Genomic DNA, 18,555 nt, shown 5'->3' on the forward strand with positions numbered 1-18,555 from the left:
AAGCGTTTTATTGTTAAATGTGTAAAGCAGAATTACATATAGTCAAGAATATTATTGACAATTAGGATATGGGATCATGGGAAATAATTTGTTATCAGCGAAGGCTACGCTTCCTGTCTATGAGCGTAATAATTTGATACCTCGAATTGTTCATTTAGGTTTTGGCGCATTTCATCGCGCGCATCAAGGCGTGTATGCCGATATTCTTGCCGCTGAACATTTCAGTGACTGGGGATATTATGAGGTCAACTTAATCGGCGGGGAACAGCAAATCGTCGATCTAAAGCAGCAAGATAATCTCTATACCGTTGCGGAGATGTCCGCAGATGCCTGGACTGCTCGTGTCATTGGCGTAGTGAAAAAAGCGCTGCATGTGCAAATCGACGGTTTGGAAGCGGTACTGGCTGCCATGTGTGAACCGCAAATTGCTATTGTCTCCCTGACAATTACGGAGAAAGGTTATTTCCACTCACCGGCGAGCGGCCAGTTAATGTTGGATCACCCAATGATCGTCGCTGATCTGAACAATCCTCACCAGCCCAAAACGGCACCAGGGGTTATCGTCGAGGCGTTGGCACGACGTAAAGCGGCAGGGTTACAGGCATTTACGGTGATGTCGTGCGATAACATGCCTGAAAATGGTCATGTCATGCGTGACGTTGTCACTTCTTATGCGCGTGCTGTCGACGAAAAACTGGCGCAATGGATTGTAGAAAACGTGACTTTCCCATCGACAATGGTGGATCGCATTGTACCCGCGGTCACGGCAGAAACACTGGATAAAATCGAACAACTCGCCGGTGTGCGTGATCCGGCAGGTGTTGCCTGTGAACCTTTCCGCCAGTGGGTGATTGAAGATAACTTTGTTGCCGGACGCCCGGAATGGGAAAAAGCGGGAGCCGAACTGGTTAGTGATGTACTGCCATATGAAGAGATGAAACTGCGTATGCTCAACGGCAGCCATTCCTTCCTGGCTTATCTGGGATATCTGGCGGGTTATCAGCATATTAATGATTGTATGGAAGATGATAATTATCGCCGTGCAGCGCTTACATTAATGTTGCAGGAACAGGCACCGACGCTGAAAGTGCAGGGAGTGGATCTGCAAGATTATGCTAACCGATTGATTGAGCGCTACAGTAACCCTGCTTTACGCCATCGGACCTGGCAGATTGCGATGGATGGTAGTCAGAAACTGCCGCAACGTATGCTGGATTCTGTGCGCTGGCATTTAGCGCATGGCAGTTCATTTAATCTCCTGGCGCTTGGTGTCGCGGGTTGGATGCGTTATGTCGGCGGTGTAGATGAGCTGGGTAATCCAATTGAGATCAGCGACCCGTTATTGTCTGTGATCCAGCAGACCGTACAAAATAGTGAGGAAGGGAAAGAACGCGTGCGGGCATTGATAGCGATTGAGGCGATCTTTGGTAACGATTTGCCGAACAATGCTTTATTCACAGATAAAGTAACAGAGGCGTATTTGTCTTTATTGACTGAAGGCGCGAAAGCAACCGTGGCAAAATATACCGTGGCGTAAAAACAGCAATGCCGCCATCGGCGGCATTCACACGCTTAGTTCATGCCGAGACGAATCAGGTCCAGAGGCGCGAGTTTTTCATCACAACCTTCAACAACCACGGTTTTTCCGCGGCGGATTTGCTCTGCGGTCAGACCTTCAGTATCAATCGACAGGATCTTGCCAGTGTGACCGGTGCCGCTAACCATAACACGGCTGCCAGTGGTGATTGCGTTACGGTTACGATCGTAGGTCGTCATAGGTGTTTTCTCCTTTCTGATTTACAGTCGAAGCCCACGTAACGGGCGCAATATAAATACTCCTGTCGAGTGAATATTTTTTTGTTTATGATCAAGTTCACATCTTTTTTGATGCTTGCATGAACCAGAAGAAGGGAATGGAGTCTCATCCCGGGTGGGATGAGAGGACATGAATTACTCTTCGCTAAACCAGTCGCTGTTTTCCTGGCGGATTTGCTGCACGGATTCACTTATTTCCTGCAAATGCAGTGTCATTGCTTTTTCTACCGCAGTGACATCATGCTTTTGTAGCGCAGTAAAAATATCCATGTGTTGGCGCAGCAACATATCTGGTGGCGAGACGTGGTCAAAACTCATATAGCGTACCCGGTCAATGGTCGCTTTCAGGTTTTCAATGGTGTCCCACGCGAGCTGACAGTCGGCAATCTGCGTCAGGATTTGGTGGAAGTTATCATCAAGTTCAAAAAAATCATCCAGTTGTTTGCGTTCAATGGCTATACGTTGCTGGTGGAGATTTTGCTCAAGCAGGTAGCACTGGCTATCGGTAATCATGGTCGCCGCTCTGCGGACTACGGCGCACTCAATGGCCTGGCGGATAAAACTACCGTTGCGTACCTGAGTCATGGAGATTTTATTGACGTAGCTGCCACGTTGCGGGCGAATTTGAATCAGGCCATTTTCCGCCAGCTTAATGAAGGCTTCACGAACTGGCTGGCGCGACACATTGAAACGAACAGAAACTTCTTTTTCCGATAACGGCGTACCCGGTGCAATCAGACAATGCACAATGTCGCGACGGAGAATACGATAAATCTGTTGATTGACTGGTTGCGTGGGATTGAGTTGTGTTTCGACGGTCATTCGTTCTTGCTTTTGAGTGGGTTAACTGAGCAAGTCTACCACTTTTTTGTGACAAACAATAACCCGGCGGTTAGGCCGGGTATAAAAATTAATGGCGATGGATATTCAGTCCGGCATAGCTCTGGGTAACTGGCATCATTTCCAGAGTATTGATGTTAACGTGAGCCGGGAGAGTCGCCACCCACCAGACGGCTTCACAGACATCTTCTGGCGTCAGCGCAACGGTGTTTTGATAGGTTTTTTCCGCTTTACCGTCATCGCCTTTAAAGCGGACATTGGAAAATTCAGTACCGCCGACCAGACCTGGCTCGATGTCAGTGACACGAACCGCAGTGCCATGCAGGTCAGTACGCAGATTCAGGCTGAATTGACGAACGAATGCTTTTGTTGCGCCATAAACGTTGCCACCAGCATATGGCCAGCTACCTGCCGTTGAACCAATGTTAATAATATGACCTCGATTACGCTCAACCATGCCAGGCAGCACGGCACGCGTCATATACACCAGGCCTTTATTGTTGGTATCAATCATTGTTTCCCAGTCTTCGACACTGGCTTTATGTGCAGGTTCCATACCCAGCGCCAGCCCGGCGTTATTCACCAGAATATCAATGTCACGCCAATCGGCAGGAAGCGATTCCATCATCTCTTCAATAGCGGCGCGATTACGAACATCGAGCTGGGCGATATAAAGGTTATCGCCCAGCTCGTCTTTTAACTCCTGCAACCGCTCCTGGCGTCGACCCGTAGCGATAACTTTATGGCCTTGTTGAATAAAACGACGAGTAATGCATTCACCAAAACCTGCCGTTGCTCCAGTTACTAAAACGATCATCTCACTGTTCCTCAACGCTTTTGTGTGTCCCTTAACATAGCACGTGATGCTTAAGAGCAGGTAATACTGGTTTGCACTCCGTTACCAGTCAGCCTACGCTATGGGACACCTCGCGTTCAGGAGAAGAAAATGACAACAATGAACCCTTTCCTTGTGCAAAGCACACTGCCGTATCTGGCTCCCCGTTTTGATCAAATTGCAGATCATCACTATCGTCCGGCTTTCGACGAGGGGATGCGGCAAAAGCGGGCTGAGATTACCGCTATCGCGATCAACCCGCAGACACCTGATTTCACTAACACGATTTTGGCGCTGGAACAGAGCGGTGAATTGCTTACCCGCGTCACCAGCGTCTTTTTTGCCATGACAGCGGCGCATACCAACGATGAGTTACAGCGTCTTGATGAACAGTTTTCCGCCGAACTGGCGGAACTGGCTAATGATATCTATCTGAACGGCGAATTATTCGCGCGGGTGGATGCAGTCTGGCAGCGCCGCGGATCCCTAGGGCTTGATAGTGAATCCATTAGACTGGTTGACGTTATTCATCAGCGTTTTGTCCTTGCCGGAGCCCAACTTGAAGATGCGGATAAAGCAAAATTAAAAGTGCTGAACACCGAAGCCGCGACGCTGACCAGTCAGTTTAACCAGCGGTTATTAGCTGCGAACAAATCCGGTGGAGTGGTGGTTGACGATATTCAGCAACTGGCAGGCATGAGTGAGCAAGAGATTGCCCTGGCGGCCGGGGCGGCTCGCGAGAAAGGTCTGGATAACAAATGGCTTATCCCGCTGCTGAATACTACGCAACAACCGGCGCTTGCGGAACTCCGCGATCGTTCCACACGTGAAAAACTGTTCACTGCAGCCTGGACGCGTGCGGAAAAAAATGATGCCAACGATACCCGCGCTATCATTCAACGGCTGGTGGAGATCCGCGCGCAACAGGCAACATTACTTGGCTTCCCTCATTATGCCGCATGGAAAATAGCCGACCAGATGGCAAAAACGCCAGAAGCGGCACTCAACTTTATGCGGGAAATTGTTCCGGCGGCGCGTCAGCGTGCGAGCGATGAATTAGCGTCTATTCAGGCGGTTATCGGAAAACAGCAAGACGGTTTTAGCGCACAGCCGTGGGACTGGGCGTTTTACGCCGAACAGGTACGTCGTGAGAAATTCGATCTTGATGAGGCGCAACTCAAACCTTATTTTGAATTAAACACGGTACTGAATGAAGGGGTATTCTGGACCGCCAATCAGCTTTTCGGCATTAAGTTTGTCGAACGGTTTGATATACCGGTATATCACCCGGATGTGCGGGTCTGGGAAATCTTTGATCATAACGGTGTTGGACTGGCGCTATTTTACGGTGACTTCTTCGCCCGTGATTCAAAAAGTGGCGGCGCGTGGATGGGTAATTTTGTCGAGCAATCTACGCTCAATGAAACGCGCCCGGTAATTTATAACGTTTGCAATTATCAAAAACCCGCTGCTGGTGAGCCTGCCTTGTTGCTGTGGGATGACGTTATTACCTTATTCCATGAGTTTGGACATACATTGCATGGTCTGTTTGCCTGCCAGCGTTATGCCACGCTTTCCGGCACCAATACGCCGCGTGATTTTGTTGAATTTCCGTCGCAAATCAACGAACACTGGGCAACGCATCCGCAGGTGTTCGCCCGCTATGCCCGACATTATCAAACCAGAGAAGCCATGCCGGAAACTCTGCAACAGAAAATGCGCGATGCCAGCCTGTTCAATAAAGGCTATGAGATGAGCGAACTGCTTAGTGCTGCGCTTCTCGATATGCGTTGGCACTGTTTGCAAGAGAATGAGGCGATGCAGGATGTGGACGATTTCGAACAGCGGGCGCTGGTGGCGGAAAATATGGATCTTCCTGCTGTACCGCCACGTTATCGCAGCAGTTATTTCGCCCACATTTTTGGCGGCGGATATGCGGCGGGTTACTACGCGTATCTGTGGACGCAAATGCTGGCAGACGATGGTTATCAGTGGTTTGTTGAGCAGGGCGGATTAACGCGTGAAAATGGGCAATATTTTCGCGAGGCAATCCTCTCCAAAGGCAACAGCGAAGATTTAGAACGTCTGTATCGTCAATGGCGCGGTAAGGCACCACAGATTGCACCAATGTTGCAACATCGCGGGCTGGATGTTTAACTCTCCCATATTGCCCCGGACTGATTCCTGCCCGGGGCAATATATACTATGTTATTCATTTCTGTTTTTAGTTTCCCACTGCTATGTCTGGAATTGTTATTCGGTATCTCCGTACATTTGTAGAATTATAATACTGCCAGATGCTCTAATCCATCTGGCCATTGTTTTCCCCCCTTCGGCATAATCAGTATTATATCTTCTGGCTTAAATTGAACCTGTTTTGCCAGATTTAATTATTTTTTTTCTGCGTATTTTGTTTTAAATCACGCGGTTATGTTTTTATCCATTAGTAAATATTTTTCTATGGAATTGTTGACATAAGTTTTCTTTTCTCCCGTTACAATAGAACGCACAAGGAACTGTGAAAAAGGAGTGGCAATGATCAAGAAGACAACGGAAATCGATGCCATCTTGTTAGATCTCAATAAGGCTATTGATGCCCATTACCAGTGGCTGGTGAGTATGTTTCACAGCGTGGTAGCGAAAGATGCCAGTAAGCCAGAAATTACAGATAACCATTCTTATGGGCTGTGCCAGTTTGGTCAGTGGATTGATCATCTGGGGCCACTCGATAACGATGAATTACCTTACGTTCGGCTAATGGATTCTGCGCATCAGCATATGCATATCTGCGGACGGGAGTTAATGCTGGCTATTGTTGAAAATCGCTGGCAGGAAGCGCATTTTGACGCATTTCAGGACGGGTTACTTTCTTTTACCGCGGCATTAACCGATTACAAAATTTACCTTTTAACTATTCGTAGCAATATGGATGTTCTGACTGGCTTACCCGGTCGTCGGGTTCTTGATGAGTCCTTTGATCATCAATTACGCAATGCTGAGCCGTTGAATCTCTATTTAATATTGCTGGATATAGACCGATTTAAATTGGTTAATGATACCTACGGGCATTTAATAGGCGATGTGGTATTACGCACGCTGGCAACTTACTTAGCTACCTGGACGCGTGATTACGAAACGGTTTATCGCTATGGCGGCGAAGAATTTATCATCATCGTCAAAGCTGCTAATGATGAAGAGGCATGCCGTGCCGGAGTTCGTATTTGCCAGTTAGTCGATAACCACGCAATTGCACATTCTGACGGGCATATCAACATAACCGTGACCGCTGGAGTCAGCCGGGCATTTCCTGAAGAGTCGCTGGATGCGGTAATCGGAAGAGCAGACAGAGCAATGTATGAAGGTAAGCAGACCGGAAGAAACCGCTGCATGTTTATTGATGAACAGAGCGTGATTACTCGAGTTTAAACACCGTTTAACATTCATTGAGAAACGTGATGCTACTGTGTCAGCGATCCGCTACCAGTGCAGGAAAATGCCTGTTAGCGTAAAAGCAAAACACAAATCAATCCATGCAAGCATTCACCGCCGGTTTACTGGCGGTTTTTTTTTCGCCGTCAGAAAAATCAGGCCCCTTGTACACAACTGTAACAAGGGGCCGGTTAGGTGAGGGATTATCTCCGTTCATTAGTCATCCCATTTGTGGCTGAAATACGCGGCCAGAAAACCAGAAAATAAAATTATTCCCAGTACGGCGATAAAAACATTCATATTACCCAGCATTATTTGCCTCCGTTTATGGTGTGGTGTATTTCCTCGCTTACCTTAATTTTCATCTCAATGAGGAAGATATTAGCAGAGGTAACCTAAACGAAGGCTGAATTAGGTGGTTAATGTGATGGTGGTCGGTTGTTTTTCCGATATTGTGAAGGGGATAATAAAAAAAGCTGGTGAAAATGATGACGCAGTAACGCTGAATGACTAAACCCCGTCAGCTCGGCAATTTTATCGATGTTAAAAGCCGAATTTTGCAGATAATCCTGTACGCGTATTAATCGCCGTTGTCGCAGGAAAATAATCCGCAGCGCCGTACCACACTGGCACGGCTCGTCCGTCAACAAAGCACCGGCTGCCCCCACGTTCTGGTGCGAATACCTTTTAACATCAGCATCCACGCCGCAATGATCACCAACGCTAAGATGACAAACAGCGAGGAAGGCGGCATGGTAGTGAGCACGATACCACTCACCAGTGGATTTATCGCTGCGCCAAGCCAGCCTAATGACTGGGCGGAAAAATAACTGGCTTTCATCCCCGGCGGCGCAATATGGTCAATCAACATGTACTCACCAGGGGCATAAATGATCTCACCGAGGGTAAATACCGCGGCTGAAATTCCCCAAAGTAGCAGGCTGTTGCCGGAAAAGATAAACCCGATCAGACCGACGACAAAACAGAGGGTGCCCACCGTCATTAATGCGCGAATGTTGGTCGGATTAATGCGACGACCCACGGAATATTGCAACGTAACCACCATCGCAGCATTAACCGGAAGAACAACCGCGACCACCTTTTCGGCAAAATCGCCATCAGCAATCACCATCACATATTGTGAAATGCACGAGGCAAAAGCACCGCTCACGAAAGAAGCAAGAAAAGCAGAGCAGGTGAACCACAGCAGAGCTTTATCCTGTAACAAAACTTTTGGCGACCAGACGCTACCCGCCTCTGTGGCGATAATTTTCTCGCTGCGCTTTACCCAAATTTGAATGAAAAGCATGGGGAACGCGGAACAGATGGCGGCCAGCCAAAAGGGCAGATTGATGCTTTGCATCACCAATAGCGTGCCGAGCGGTGGGCCGATGGTCCAGCCAATGTTGAGCATGGTGTAGTTGATCGAGAAGATCTTCGTTTTGCTGGTGGATGAAAGATTATCGGCAAACCAGGCTTTCAACACGGTAGCAAAAACGGAATAGGCGCAGTTGATGAGAGCAAAGAACAGCACCACCAGCGTTACGCTGTCCACCAGGGGAATGGCGATAAAACCGCTGGCGAAGGCGGTAATTGCCAGTAACATATAACGTTTCTTGTCGAACTTATCCGCCAGAATGCCAAATCCAAGGCTAAAAACCACGCCGATGGTTAGTGCAATTGTCATCGCATAACCGATCAGATCGACTCCCAGACCGTACTGGCGACTCAAATAAATGGTCATAAACGGTAGCGTGGCGCCCCGTCCGATGGTTAATAACAACGATGAGGCGAGAAGGGCGCAGGTAGAGCGTCTCAGGGATAAGTTCATTTGGCTGTCCGGCGGTGCGTTTTGTTATGTTTTGTTTTCGAGATGTAAAGAAATAGCATGGCAAAAATCCGAAGTATAGCGACTTATTTGCCATTAATGCCGTCGGAAACGATGGCTAACGAATCAACTGTTAAAGAAAAGTAAATTCAGCTAAGTTGATTGCTTACAAAAGATGAAAATTCAGAGGCGGTAGAATGTCGCGAAAAGATGGGTTATTGGCGCTACTGGTTGTGGTGGTGTGGGGGCTTAATTTTGTGGTCATCAAAGTGGGACTTCACAACATGCCACCGCTGATGCTGGCCGGTATGCGCTTTATGCTGGTCGCTTTCCCGGCTATCTTTTTTGTCGCACGGCCGAAAGTACCGCTGAATTTACTGCTGGGGTATGGTTTAACCATCAGTTTTGCGCAGTTTGCCTTTCTCTTCTGCGCCATTAACTTCGGTATGCCGGCTGGACTGGCCTCGCTGGTATTACAGGCTCAGGCGTTTTTTACTATCGTGCTTGGCGCGTTTACTTTCGGTGAGCGACTGCATGGCAAACAACTGGCGGGGATCGCCTTAGCGATTTTTGGTGTACTGGTGTTAATCGAAGATAGCCTGAACGGTCAGCATGTAGCGATGCTCGGCTTTATGTTGACCCTGGCGGCAGCATTTAGCTGGGCGTGTGGCAACATCTTCAATAAAAAGATCATGTCGCATTCATCGCGTCCGGCGGTGATGTCGCTGGTGATATGGAGTGCATTAATTCCCATTATTCCGTTCTTTGTCGCTTCACTCATTCTCGATGGTTCTGCAACCATGATTCACAGCCTGGTCACTATCGACATGATCACCATTTTGTCTCTGATGTATCTGGCGTTTGTGGCGACAATTGTCGGTTATGGGATCTGGGGGACGCTGCTGGGTCGCTATGAAACCTGGCGTGTTGCACCGTTATCGTTACTGGTGCCGGTAGTTGGTCTGGCAAGTGCGGCATTATTGCTGGATGAACGATTAACGGGTCTGCAATTTTTCGGTGCGGTGCTGATAATGGGTGGGCTGTATATCAATGTGTTTGGTTTGCGCTGGCGTAAAGCGGTGAAGGTGAGAGGCTAATAAGCCCCGATATCCCGGGGCCAGAATTAATTACATGGTGTGTTGATTATAATAAGGCACGCCCAGCGCATCCGACTTATCACTGCCTGTCCCCATGTGATTTAAATCGAAAGGGGGTTGTTCCTGCGATGGAGGAACAATCACTTCATCGCCGCAGGGAGTAACGACCGGCTGCGTAGTTTGTTCCGCAAATCCCTGCGCGGAAAAGAGAATAAGCGCGGTTGCTATTGCGGATAAAAGTGGTTTCATGATTGCCTCAAGTGACGTTGTCACGTTTTAACTAACTATTGTAATGATTCAACGGATGTAAAAAGCGCGATTCGCCCTGTATATTCGCCATCCGATATTTATGCGGCGGAACATCAAAATAGTTTTTGAAGGTGCGGGTCAGGGTTTGCTGGGACTCGAAACCATAACGTTCTGCCAGATAGAGTATTGGCTCGTTACTTTCTTTCAGCTTTTGCGCGATTTCCGTCATTTTACGGCTGCGGATGTATTGACCTAATGAATGGCCAGTTTCTTTTTTAAACATCCGTTGCAGGTGCCATTTGGAGTAACCTGAACGCTCTGACACTTTTTCCAGTGACAGTGGTGATTCCAGGTTGTCCTCGATCCAGTCCAAAATGCTATGAATAGTAATAGCGTCAGTATTGCGTCTGGACATCGTCATACCTCTTTTTTTGTTTACGGCAGGACTTTCTTAAGCAAATGCTCAAGCGTTGCCACTTCGTCCGCCGTCAGGTTTTTTGTTAATTCTTGATGCAGGTCCTGGCCAACTAATTGATGGCATTGTTCACATATTGCCGCGCCGCTGGCGGTGAGCTTTACCAGCACGCCGCGCTTGTCATTCGGGTTAGGCAACCGTTCCACCCAACCTTTACAGACCAGGCGATCCAGCATACGGGTCAGTGCTCCCAGGTCGACCGACAACACTTTTTTCAGCTCGACCGGTGTAATGCACGCTGCGCAGCGGATAGAGCAGAGCACCTTAAACTGTGCCGCAGTGATATCCAGCGGTGACAGATAATCGTTAAGCAGACGGTCTTTCTTCTGATTAACCATATAGATTAAGCGACCCAATGGGATGATTTCATTGAACAGGTCGCTGGTACTTTTCACATTAGTTGCCCTGGCAAGTAATTAGTTGCGGGGGATAATATTGCCCAGGCAAGTATAAGTCAAATGAATGGGTTGGCAGATGCCACGTTTTGCTAAATCGGTTCAAGTTTTGGTCAGCGCAATGCAAGGAAAGTTAAAGAGTGAAACTTTCTCCTTGTTTACCCTTTATACTTTTCGCTGATAACTAAGAGACACAGGATAACAATCACCAATGTTAGATTTGTTTAAAGCGATTGGTCTGGGGCTGGTGGTGTTACTGCCGTTAGCTAACCCGCTTACTACCGTAGCGTTGTTTCTCGGTCTGGCGGGCAACATGAACAGTGCCGAACGTAATCGCCAGTCGTTGATGGCCTCAGTGTATGTATTTGCCATCATGATGGTGGCGTATTACGCCGGGCAACTGGTGATGGATACCTTCGGCATTTCGATTCCCGGTCTGCGGATTGCAGGCGGACTAATCGTTGCGTTTATCGGTTTTCGTATGCTCTTTCCACAGCAAAAGGCAACGGACTCTCCGGAGGCAAAAAGTAAATCGGAAGAACTGGAAGATGAACCCAGCACCAATATTGCTTTTGTGCCGCTGGCAATGCCAAGTACCGCCGGGCCGGGAACCATTGCGATGATCATTAGCTCGGCGTCCACTGTGCGTCAGAGCTCAACTTTCGCGGACTGGGTACTGATGGTTGCGCCGCCGCTGATCTTTTTCCTGGTGGCGGTCATTTTATGGGGAAGTCTGCGTAGCTCTGGTGCCATTATGCGGCTGGTGGGCAAGGGAGGAATTGAAGCGATCTCCCGCCTGATGGGGTTCTTACTGGTTTGTATGGGTGTGCAGTTTATTATTAACGGCATCCTGGAAATTATTAAAACTTACCATTAAAAAAGGCCCGAATGGGCCTTTGAGACTGATAACAAAAGCAAAATTGCCTGATGCGCTACGCTTATCAGGCCTGATCTCTGCAATGTATTGAATTTGCGTGGTTTTGTAGGCCGGATAAGGCGTTCCCGCCGAATCCGGCACCGCGTTCGGGCCTTCCAATTATCGTGTCTGTTCTTCGAGTGCCACAGGCCAGCGGCGGAATATTATGATCGACCATATCAATGCGGCAAGTGCCGGAACTGCGCCCACATAACCAATCATCGACATCGACCAGTGCAGACTGACCTGATTACCCACCAGCGCCCCGGCACCAATGCCAATATTAAATATCCCGGAGAATAGCGCCATCGCAACGTCGGTGGCATCCGGTGCCAGCGCCAGCACTTTAACCTGCATCCCAAGCCCGATGATCATCATCGCGATCCCCCAGAAAATGCTCAGTACGCCGAGGTGTATCTCGCTACTTGCCGAAGGTAACAGTAACGCCAGGCACACCAGCAACAGCGCAATCGCAGCACTGACCAGAATAGATGCATACTGGTTACCAAGCTTACCGAAAATCAGGCTACCAATAATGCCCGCGCCACCGAGCATCAACAGCAATGCCGTGGCAAAGTTGGCGCTGAATCCCGCAACGTTTTGCACAAAAGGTTCGATATAGCTGTATGCCGTGTAATGGGCGGTAACGACCACCACAGTCAGCAAATAAATGCTTATCAATGCCGGGCGGCGGAACAGTTGCGGAAGGCTTTTTAATGAGCCGGAATGTTCGCTGGGCAGTAATGGCAGTAGCTTGATGAGGCACAGAAGGGTAAGAAGCGCCCCGATACCGATCGCGAGGAATGTCGTTCGCCAGCCGAAATATTGCCCCACAATGCGCCCGATAGGTAAACCTAATACCATTGCCAGTGCTGTGCCGGTGGCAATTAAACTCAATGCCTGCGCTCGCTTTCCGGCGGGTGCCATACGGATCGCCAGTGACGCCGTAATCGACCAGAAAATAGCATGAGCGAAAGCTACGCCAATACGGCTGATCACCAGAACAGTAAAACTCCACGATAAAAATGACAGGATGTGGCTGGCGATAAACACCACAAACAGGCAGATCAGCAGCTTGCGGCGTTCGACCTGGCTGGTCATTAGCATAAAAGGCAGTGACATTAGCGCCACTACCCACGCATAAATGGTCAACATGATACCGACTTGTGCGGTTTGCATATGGAAGCTTTGCGCAATGTCAGAAAGCAGACCAACAGGAACAAATTCAGTGGTATTGAAGATAAAGGCGGCGACTGCCAGCGTAACTACCCGTAGCCACGCCACTTTGCGGGAAACAATATTCGTTGTCATAACAGATTATCGGGTGAGTTGCGAAAAGGTAATGAAATGATCTTAAAACGGTTAATGATCTGAATACAATGACTTTGTGACCTGTGTCGCGTTTTGCCGCTTCATGTTGTGCCAACTACTGCGTGAGTGGCAGGTACAACATACAGAGCAGAAAATTTTTTCATCATGCTTAGTCTGGCACATCCAGCAGCTCAATAAATGCCTCAAGCGGACGTGTTTTCGCACCGCGACGCCAGACCAGCCAGGTTGTTAACCAACGCCATTGCTCACCTAACGGCCAGGCTTCAACCTGATGATGCCCTGGCATACTTTCCAGCATAGAGCGAGGGATAAGCGCAATGCCTGCACCCGCGATAACACAAGCCAGCATGCCGTGATATGACTCCATCTCATGAATAGTCCCCGGCGCTGCGCCGTCAGCATGAAACCAGCGCTCAAAATGGCGGCGATACGAGCAATTGGCACGGAAGGCATAAATGTTACAGCCATTAACCTGACTGGCCCATCGATAAATGCCGCATTCAGTTTCCCCTCCAGTACACCGTCCAGCATGGTGCCGGATGGGCCGGTAGAGAGTGAAAACTGAATTTTAGGGTAGCGACGGTTAAATTCAGCCAGCGTTGCCGGAATACGCACAGCGGCGGTGCTTTCCAGCGACCCGAGAGAAAACAGACCTTGCGGCTCATCGCCAGCTACAACGTTCCGCGCCTCATCCACCAGCGCGAGAATTTGTTGGCTATAGCGTAAAAAATTATGCCCGGCGGGAGAAAGCCGTAACCGCTGATTCTCGCGAATAAACAGTTCAACGCCGAGTTCTGTTTCCAGTTGGCGTATACGGGTCGTGAGATTAGAAGGTACACGATGCACTTTTGCCGCAGCCTGGGTAATGCTGCCTGCCTCAGCAACGGCGTTAAACATCTCCAGTTGGGTTAGATCCATAGTATTCTCAATTCGTGAATAAGTGGCTTAATATTATTCATTTTAAAGTAAGAGTAAATCTGCGTATCTTTTTACCCTGACTCATGAAGGAGATACCCCAATGACCATCACTCCGGCGACCCATGCCATTTCGATAAATCCAGCCAATGGTGAACAACTTTCTTCACTGCCGTGGGCTGGTGCTGACGATATTGAAAACGCTCTTCAGCTTGCGGCGACAGGCTATCGCGACTGGCGCGAGACGAGCATAGATTACCGGGCGAAGAAACTGCGTGATATCGCTAAGGCTCTGCGTACGCGTAGCGAAGAGATGGCGCAAATGATCACCCGTGAAATGGGTAAGCCCATCAAACAGGCGCGTGCCGAAGTAGTGAAATCAGCGAATTTGTGCGACTGGTATGCAGAGCATGGCCCGGCAATGCTGAAAGCTGAACCTACACTGGTTGAGAACCAGCAAGCGGTCATTGAATATCGCCCAATGGGGACAATCCTTGCAGTTATGCCGTGGAACTTCCCGTTATGGCAGGTCATGCGCGGTGCTGTTCCTATCATTCTTGCGGGTAACAGTTACTTACTTAAACATGCGCCGAATGTGTCAGGTTGTGCACAGTTAATTGCCCAGGTATTTCAAGATGCCGGTATCCCACAAGGCGTATATGGTTGGCTGAATGCTGACAACGATGGTGTCAGCCGGATGATTAAAAACCCGCGTATTGCAGCGGTCACGGTGACCGGCAGTGTCCGTGCGGGAGCGGCTATTGGCGCACAGGCCGGCGCAGCGCTAAAAAAATGCGTACTGGAACTGGGGGGTTCGGATCCGTTTATTGTGCTTAACGATGCCGATCTGGAGCTGGCCGTGAAAGCTGCGGTTATCGGACGTTATCAGAATACCGGGCAGGTATGTGCGGCGGCAAAACGCTTTATCATCGAAGAGGGAATTGCTTCGGCATTTACCGAACGTTTCGTAGCGGCTGCAGCGGCGTTAAAAATGGGCGATCCACGTGACGAAGAGAACGATCTCGGCCCGATGGCACGTTTTGATTTGCGTGATGAGCTACATCATCAGGTGGAAAAAACACTGGCGCAGGGGGCGCGTTTGTTACTGGGCGGAGAAAAGATGGCAGGGGAAGGTAACTACTATCCGCCAACGGTTCTGGCTAATGTCACCCCCGAAATGACGGCGTTTCGTGAAGAGCTTTTTGGCCCCGTTGCCGCAATCACCATAGCAAAAAATGCGGAACATGCGCTGAAACTGGCTAATGACAGCGAGTTCGGTCTTTCTGCGACGATCTTTACCGCTGACGAAACACGAGCCAGACAGATGGCAGCACGTCTGGAATGCGGTGGCGTGTTTATCAATGGTTTTTGCGCCAGCGATGCGCGAGTCGCCTTTGGTGGTGTGAAGAAGAGTGGTTTTGGTCGTGAGCTTTCCCATTTCGGTTTACATGAGTTCTGTAATATCCAGACGGTGTGGAAAGACCGGATCTGACGTCACATATTTAGCTCTGTTATACTCGCAGGTCTTTTCAGACCTGCGAGCAAGGAGCAGAGTGTGGCTGTCGCCATGGATAATGTAATTTTAGAAAACATCTTGCGGCAAGTGCGGCCGCTAATTGGTCAGGGTAAAGTCGCAGATTATATTCCGGCACTGGCAACCGTCGATGGCTCCCGCCTGGGGATTGCCATTTGTACCGTTGATGGGCAGCTTTTTCAGGCCGGAGACGCGCAAGAACGTTTTTCCATTCAATCTATTTCCAAAGTGCTCAGTCTCGTTGTCGCTATGCGTCATTACTCCGAAGAGGAGATCTGGCAACGCGTCGGCAAAGATCCGTCTGGATCGCCGTTCAATTCCCTGGTGCAACTGGAAATGGAGCAGGGCATTCCACGCAATCCGTTTATTAATGCCGGTGCGTTGGTCGTCTGCGATATGCTGCAAGGGCGGTTAAGCGCCCCGCGGCAGCGTATGCTGGAAGTGGTGCGCGGCTTAAGCGGCGTGTCTGATATTGCCTACGATACGGTGGTGGCGCGTTCCGAGTTTGAACATTCTGCGAGAAATGCGGCGATCGCCTGGCTGATGAAGTCGTTTGGTAATTTCCATCATGATGTAACTACCGTTCTGCAAAACTACTTTCATTACTGCGCACTGAAAATGAGTTGTGTTGAGCTGGCGCGGACGTTTGTCTTTCTGGCGAATCAGGGGAAGGCTTTTCATATCGATGAGCCAGTAGTAACGCCGATGCAGGCACGGCAAATTAATGCGCTGATGGCAACGAGCGGAATGTACCAGAACGCGGGTGAATTCGCCTGGCGAGTGGGGCTTCCGGCGAAATCTGGCGTTGGCGGCGGTATTGTTGCGATCGTCCCGCATGAAATGGCTATCGCGGTATGGAGCCCGGAACTGGATGATGCGGGCAACTCTCTTGCCGGTATCGCAGTACTTGAACAATTGACGAAACAATTAGGACGCTCGGTTTATTAATGCAGTCACTTGATCCACTCTTCGCGCGTTTATCCCGTTCAAAATTTCGCTCCCGCTTTCGTTTGGGTGTGAAAGAGCGTCAGTATTGTCTGGAGAAGGGCGCGCCGGTTATAGAACAACATGCGGCGGATTTTGTCGCTAAGCGTCTTGCTCCGGCATTACCGGCGAACGATGGTAAGCAAACCCCCATGCGTGGGCATCCGGTGTTTATCGCTCAGCACGCCACCGCGACCTGTTGCCGTGGTTGTCTGGCTAAGTGGCATGACATTCCGCAGGGTGTTTCGTTAAGTGAGGAACAACAACGTTATATCGTGACGGTTATCTACCACTGGCTGGTTATACAGATGAATCAGCCATAAGAATGGTGGTAAAAGCCAAAAGATCATCTGACTGATATCTTTCCTTGTCGCCGCTGTCAGCGAACATGCTATCCTTTATGAGAATTTACTTATTGCGTTGAGATAATTGCCATCCGCAATTGTATGGACAGATAATTAATGTATGTACACCCCATATCCACTTTCCGTTTGTTCCAGGAAGGTCATCTGCTACGTAATAGCATTGCAATTTTTGCGCTAACGACGCTGTTCTATTTTATTGGTGCAGAGCTACGCCTGGTTCATGAACTCTCTCTTTTCTGGCCGCTCAATGGTGTAATGGCAGGGGTATTTGCCCGCTATGTCTGGCTTAATCGTCTGCATTACTATGCTATCTGTTACGTGGCAATGCTGGCTTATGATGCCATGACCACCGAATGGGGGCTGGTCTCGCTGGTTATTAATTTATCCAATATGATGTTTATTGTGACCGTTGCTCTGTTGGTGGTACGGGATAAGCGTCTGGGGAAAAATAAATATGAACCAGTAAGTGCCTTACGGTTATTTAATTACTGTCTGATTGCCGCTTTATTATGTGCCATCGTCGGCGCGATTGGTTCGGTCAGTATTGATAGTCTTGATTTCTGGCCTTTGCTTGCTGACTGGTTTAGTGAACAATTCTCAACAGGCGTGTTGATTGTTCCTTGTATGCTGACGCTGGCAATTCCGGGAGTATTACCGCGTTTTAAAGCAGAGCAGATGATGCCTGTCATTGCGCTGATCGTGTCGGTCATTGCCTCAGTGGCGATTGGCGGTGCAGGGAGTCTGGCATTTCCGCTGCCGGCATTAATCTGGTGTGCGGTGCGCTATACGCCACAGGCTACGTGTCTGTTGACCTTTATCACCGGAGCGGTAGAAATCGTGCTGGTGGCTAATTCGGTGATTGATATCGCTGTCGGTTCGCCGTTCTCGATTCCGCAAATGTTTTCCGCTCGTCTGGGCATTGCCACGATGGCCATTTGCCCAATTATGGTTTCCTTTAGCGTGGCGGCGATTAATTCACTGATGAAGCAAGTTTCTCTGCGTGCCGATTTTGATTTTCTGACACAGGTGTACTCACGATCCGGTCTTTATGAGGCGCTGAAAAGTCCATCGCTGCAACAGACACAACATCTGACCGTCATGCTGCTTGATATCGACTATTTCAAAAGCATTAACGACAACTATGGTCATGAATGTGGCGATAAAGTCTTAAGCGTATTTGCTCAGCATATTCAGAAAATTGTGGGCGATAAAGGGCTGGTGGCGCGGATGGGGGGAGAAGAGTTTGCCGTTGCTGTACCTTCAGTGAATCCCGTCGATGGTCTATTGATAGCGGAGAAAATCCGCAAAGCTGTCGAACTTCAACCTTTTACCTGGCAACAAAAGACGCTCTATCTTACGGTCAGCATCGGTGTCGGTAGTGGATGTGCTTCATACAGTACACTAACTGATGACTTCAATAAATTGATGGTTGAAGCTGATACGTGTCTCTATCGCTCGAAAAAAGATGGGCGTAACCGCACCAGCACCATGCGTTATGGTGAGGAAGTTGTCTGACAGCTTTATTATTTTTCCGCTGTTTCAGAAT

Annotated in this window: 18 protein-coding genes and 3 pseudogenes; 9 read left to right on the top strand and 12 right to left on the bottom strand. The window is 49.1% G+C overall.

The genetic code is table 11. The features are described 5' to 3' along the window. Positions 1-76: 76 nt before the first annotated feature. Positions 77-1,537, top strand: coding sequence for a mannitol dehydrogenase family protein (locus A1SC_RS17325; protein ID WP_000527834.1), 1,461 nt, complete (start codon positions 77-79; stop codon positions 1,535-1,537). A 35-nt stretch (positions 1,538-1,572) separates the two neighbouring features. Here the strand turns inward: A1SC_RS17325 and ydfZ are convergent, their stop codons facing one another. The 3 genes from ydfZ to ydfG all read right to left on the bottom strand — a co-directional run bounded on the left by ydfZ (position 1,573) and on the right by ydfG (position 3,472). Next, positions 1,573-1,776, bottom strand: coding sequence for a putative selenium delivery protein YdfZ (gene ydfZ / locus A1SC_RS17320; RefSeq protein WP_000214710.1), 204 nt, complete (start codon positions 1,774-1,776; stop codon positions 1,573-1,575). Positions 1,777-1,950: 174 nt separating this feature from the next. Further along, positions 1,951-2,637 (bottom strand): GntR family transcriptional regulator, encoded by a 687-nt coding sequence (locus A1SC_RS17315; protein WP_000215557.1) that lies wholly within the window; start codon positions 2,635-2,637, stop codon positions 1,951-1,953. 88 nt (positions 2,638-2,725) lie between these two features. Beyond that, positions 2,726-3,472, bottom strand: coding sequence for a bifunctional NADP-dependent 3-hydroxy acid dehydrogenase/3-hydroxypropionate dehydrogenase YdfG (gene ydfG / locus A1SC_RS17310; RefSeq protein ID WP_000636576.1), 747 nt, complete (start codon positions 3,470-3,472; stop codon positions 2,726-2,728). 129 nt (positions 3,473-3,601) lie between these two features. Here ydfG and dcp point away from each other — a divergent pair, with 129 nt between their 5' ends. Together dcp and dgcZ are read left to right on the top strand one after the other, a co-directional pair. Continuing rightward, positions 3,602-5,647: a peptidyl-dipeptidase Dcp gene (gene dcp / locus A1SC_RS17305; RefSeq protein ID WP_016261999.1), complete on the top strand. Its 2,046-nt coding sequence runs from the start codon at positions 3,602-3,604 to the stop codon at positions 5,645-5,647. Positions 5,648-6,025: 378 nt separating this feature from the next. Further along, positions 6,026-6,916, top strand: a complete 891-nt coding sequence (gene dgcZ, locus A1SC_RS17300) for a diguanylate cyclase DgcZ (RefSeq protein WP_000592792.1) — start codon at positions 6,026-6,028, stop codon at positions 6,914-6,916. Positions 6,917-7,030: 114 nt separating this feature from the next. On the opposite strand, the pseudogene mgtT reads toward dgcZ, so the two are convergent. From mgtT to ydeE, 4 genes and pseudogenes are all read right to left on the bottom strand, one after another. Beyond that, positions 7,031-7,136: pseudogene (gene mgtT / locus A1SC_RS25610) on the bottom strand (protein MgtT). Then, on the bottom strand, positions 7,136-7,231 hold the full coding sequence (gene mgtS, locus A1SC_RS17295; protein WP_000901364.1) for a protein MgtS: 96 nt from the start codon (positions 7,229-7,231) through the stop codon (positions 7,136-7,138). The pseudogene mgtT and the gene mgtS overlap by 1 nt, the downstream one beginning before the upstream one ends. A gap of 107 nt (positions 7,232-7,338) precedes the next feature. After that, a pseudogene (locus A1SC_RS26175) lies at positions 7,339-7,521 on the bottom strand (helix-turn-helix domain-containing protein); the annotation flags it as partial. Positions 7,522-7,562: 41 nt separating this feature from the next. Further along, positions 7,563-8,750 carry an efflux MFS transporter YdeE gene (gene ydeE, locus A1SC_RS17290; protein WP_001054142.1) on the bottom strand — a complete coding sequence of 396 codons (1,188 nt, stop codon included), beginning with the start codon at positions 8,748-8,750 and terminating at the stop codon, positions 7,563-7,565. Between the two features lie 194 nt (positions 8,751-8,944). Here ydeE and eamA point away from each other — a divergent pair, with 194 nt between their 5' ends. Beyond that, positions 8,945-9,844, top strand: a complete 900-nt coding sequence (eamA, locus tag A1SC_RS17285) for an O-acetylserine/cysteine exporter (RefSeq protein WP_000087186.1) — start codon at positions 8,945-8,947, stop codon at positions 9,842-9,844. 30 nt (positions 9,845-9,874) lie between these two features. Here eamA and marB read toward each other — a convergent pair whose 3' ends face one another. Genes marB through marR form a run of 3 tightly spaced genes read right to left on the bottom strand, consistent with a single transcriptional unit; the run spans position 9,875 to position 10,963 of the window. Further along, positions 9,875-10,093: a multiple antibiotic resistance protein MarB gene (gene marB, locus A1SC_RS17280; protein WP_000803534.1), complete on the bottom strand. Its 219-nt coding sequence runs from the start codon at positions 10,091-10,093 to the stop codon at positions 9,875-9,877. A gap of 31 nt (positions 10,094-10,124) precedes the next feature. Then, positions 10,125-10,508: an MDR efflux pump AcrAB transcriptional activator MarA gene (gene marA, locus A1SC_RS17275; protein ID WP_000091195.1), complete on the bottom strand. Its 384-nt coding sequence runs from the start codon at positions 10,506-10,508 to the stop codon at positions 10,125-10,127. Positions 10,509-10,528: 20 nt separating this feature from the next. Beyond that, positions 10,529-10,963 (bottom strand): multiple antibiotic resistance transcriptional regulator MarR, encoded by a 435-nt coding sequence (gene marR / locus A1SC_RS17270; protein ID WP_000843428.1) that lies wholly within the window; start codon positions 10,961-10,963, stop codon positions 10,529-10,531. Between the two features lie 211 nt (positions 10,964-11,174). Here marR and marC point away from each other — a divergent pair, with 211 nt between their 5' ends. Further along, positions 11,175-11,840, top strand: a complete 666-nt coding sequence (marC, locus tag A1SC_RS17265; protein WP_000885037.1) for an NAAT family transporter MarC — start codon at positions 11,175-11,177, stop codon at positions 11,838-11,840. Between the two features lie 159 nt (positions 11,841-11,999). On the opposite strand, the gene ydeA is transcribed toward marC, so the two are convergent. Both ydeA and A1SC_RS17255 read right to left on the bottom strand, forming a co-directional pair. Beyond that, the gene (gene ydeA / locus A1SC_RS17260) at positions 12,000-13,190 is read right to left on the bottom strand and encodes an L-arabinose MFS transporter (RefSeq protein WP_000210461.1); all 1,191 of its coding nucleotides are present in this window, start codon (positions 13,188-13,190) and stop codon (positions 12,000-12,002) included. Between the two features lie 169 nt (positions 13,191-13,359). Next, a pseudogene (locus A1SC_RS17255) lies at positions 13,360-14,129 on the bottom strand (LysR family transcriptional regulator). Positions 14,130-14,229: 100 nt separating this feature from the next. Here A1SC_RS17255 and sad point away from each other — a divergent pair. From sad to A1SC_RS17235, 4 genes are all read left to right on the top strand, one after another. Further along, on the top strand, positions 14,230-15,618 hold the full coding sequence (gene sad / locus A1SC_RS17250) for a succinate-semialdehyde dehydrogenase (protein ID WP_016262001.1): 1,389 nt from the start codon (positions 14,230-14,232) through the stop codon (positions 15,616-15,618). 63 nt (positions 15,619-15,681) lie between these two features. Beyond that, on the top strand, positions 15,682-16,608 hold the full coding sequence (gene glsB, locus A1SC_RS17245; RefSeq protein ID WP_000257432.1) for a glutaminase B: 927 nt from the start codon (positions 15,682-15,684) through the stop codon (positions 16,606-16,608). Beyond that, positions 16,608-16,967 carry a DUF4186 domain-containing protein gene (locus A1SC_RS17240; protein WP_016248688.1) on the top strand — a complete coding sequence of 120 codons (360 nt, stop codon included), beginning with the start codon at positions 16,608-16,610 and terminating at the stop codon, positions 16,965-16,967. Before glsB ends, A1SC_RS17240 begins: the two co-directional genes overlap by 1 nt. Before the next feature lie 138 nt (positions 16,968-17,105). Next, on the top strand, positions 17,106-18,524 hold the full coding sequence (locus tag A1SC_RS17235) for a sensor domain-containing diguanylate cyclase (RefSeq protein WP_016262002.1): 1,419 nt from the start codon (positions 17,106-17,108) through the stop codon (positions 18,522-18,524). The last annotated feature ends 31 nt before the right edge of the window (positions 18,525-18,555 follow it).

Source organism: Escherichia sp. KTE52 (assembly GCF_000408325.1).
Lineage (GTDB): Bacteria > Pseudomonadota > Gammaproteobacteria > Enterobacterales > Enterobacteriaceae > Escherichia > Escherichia marmotae.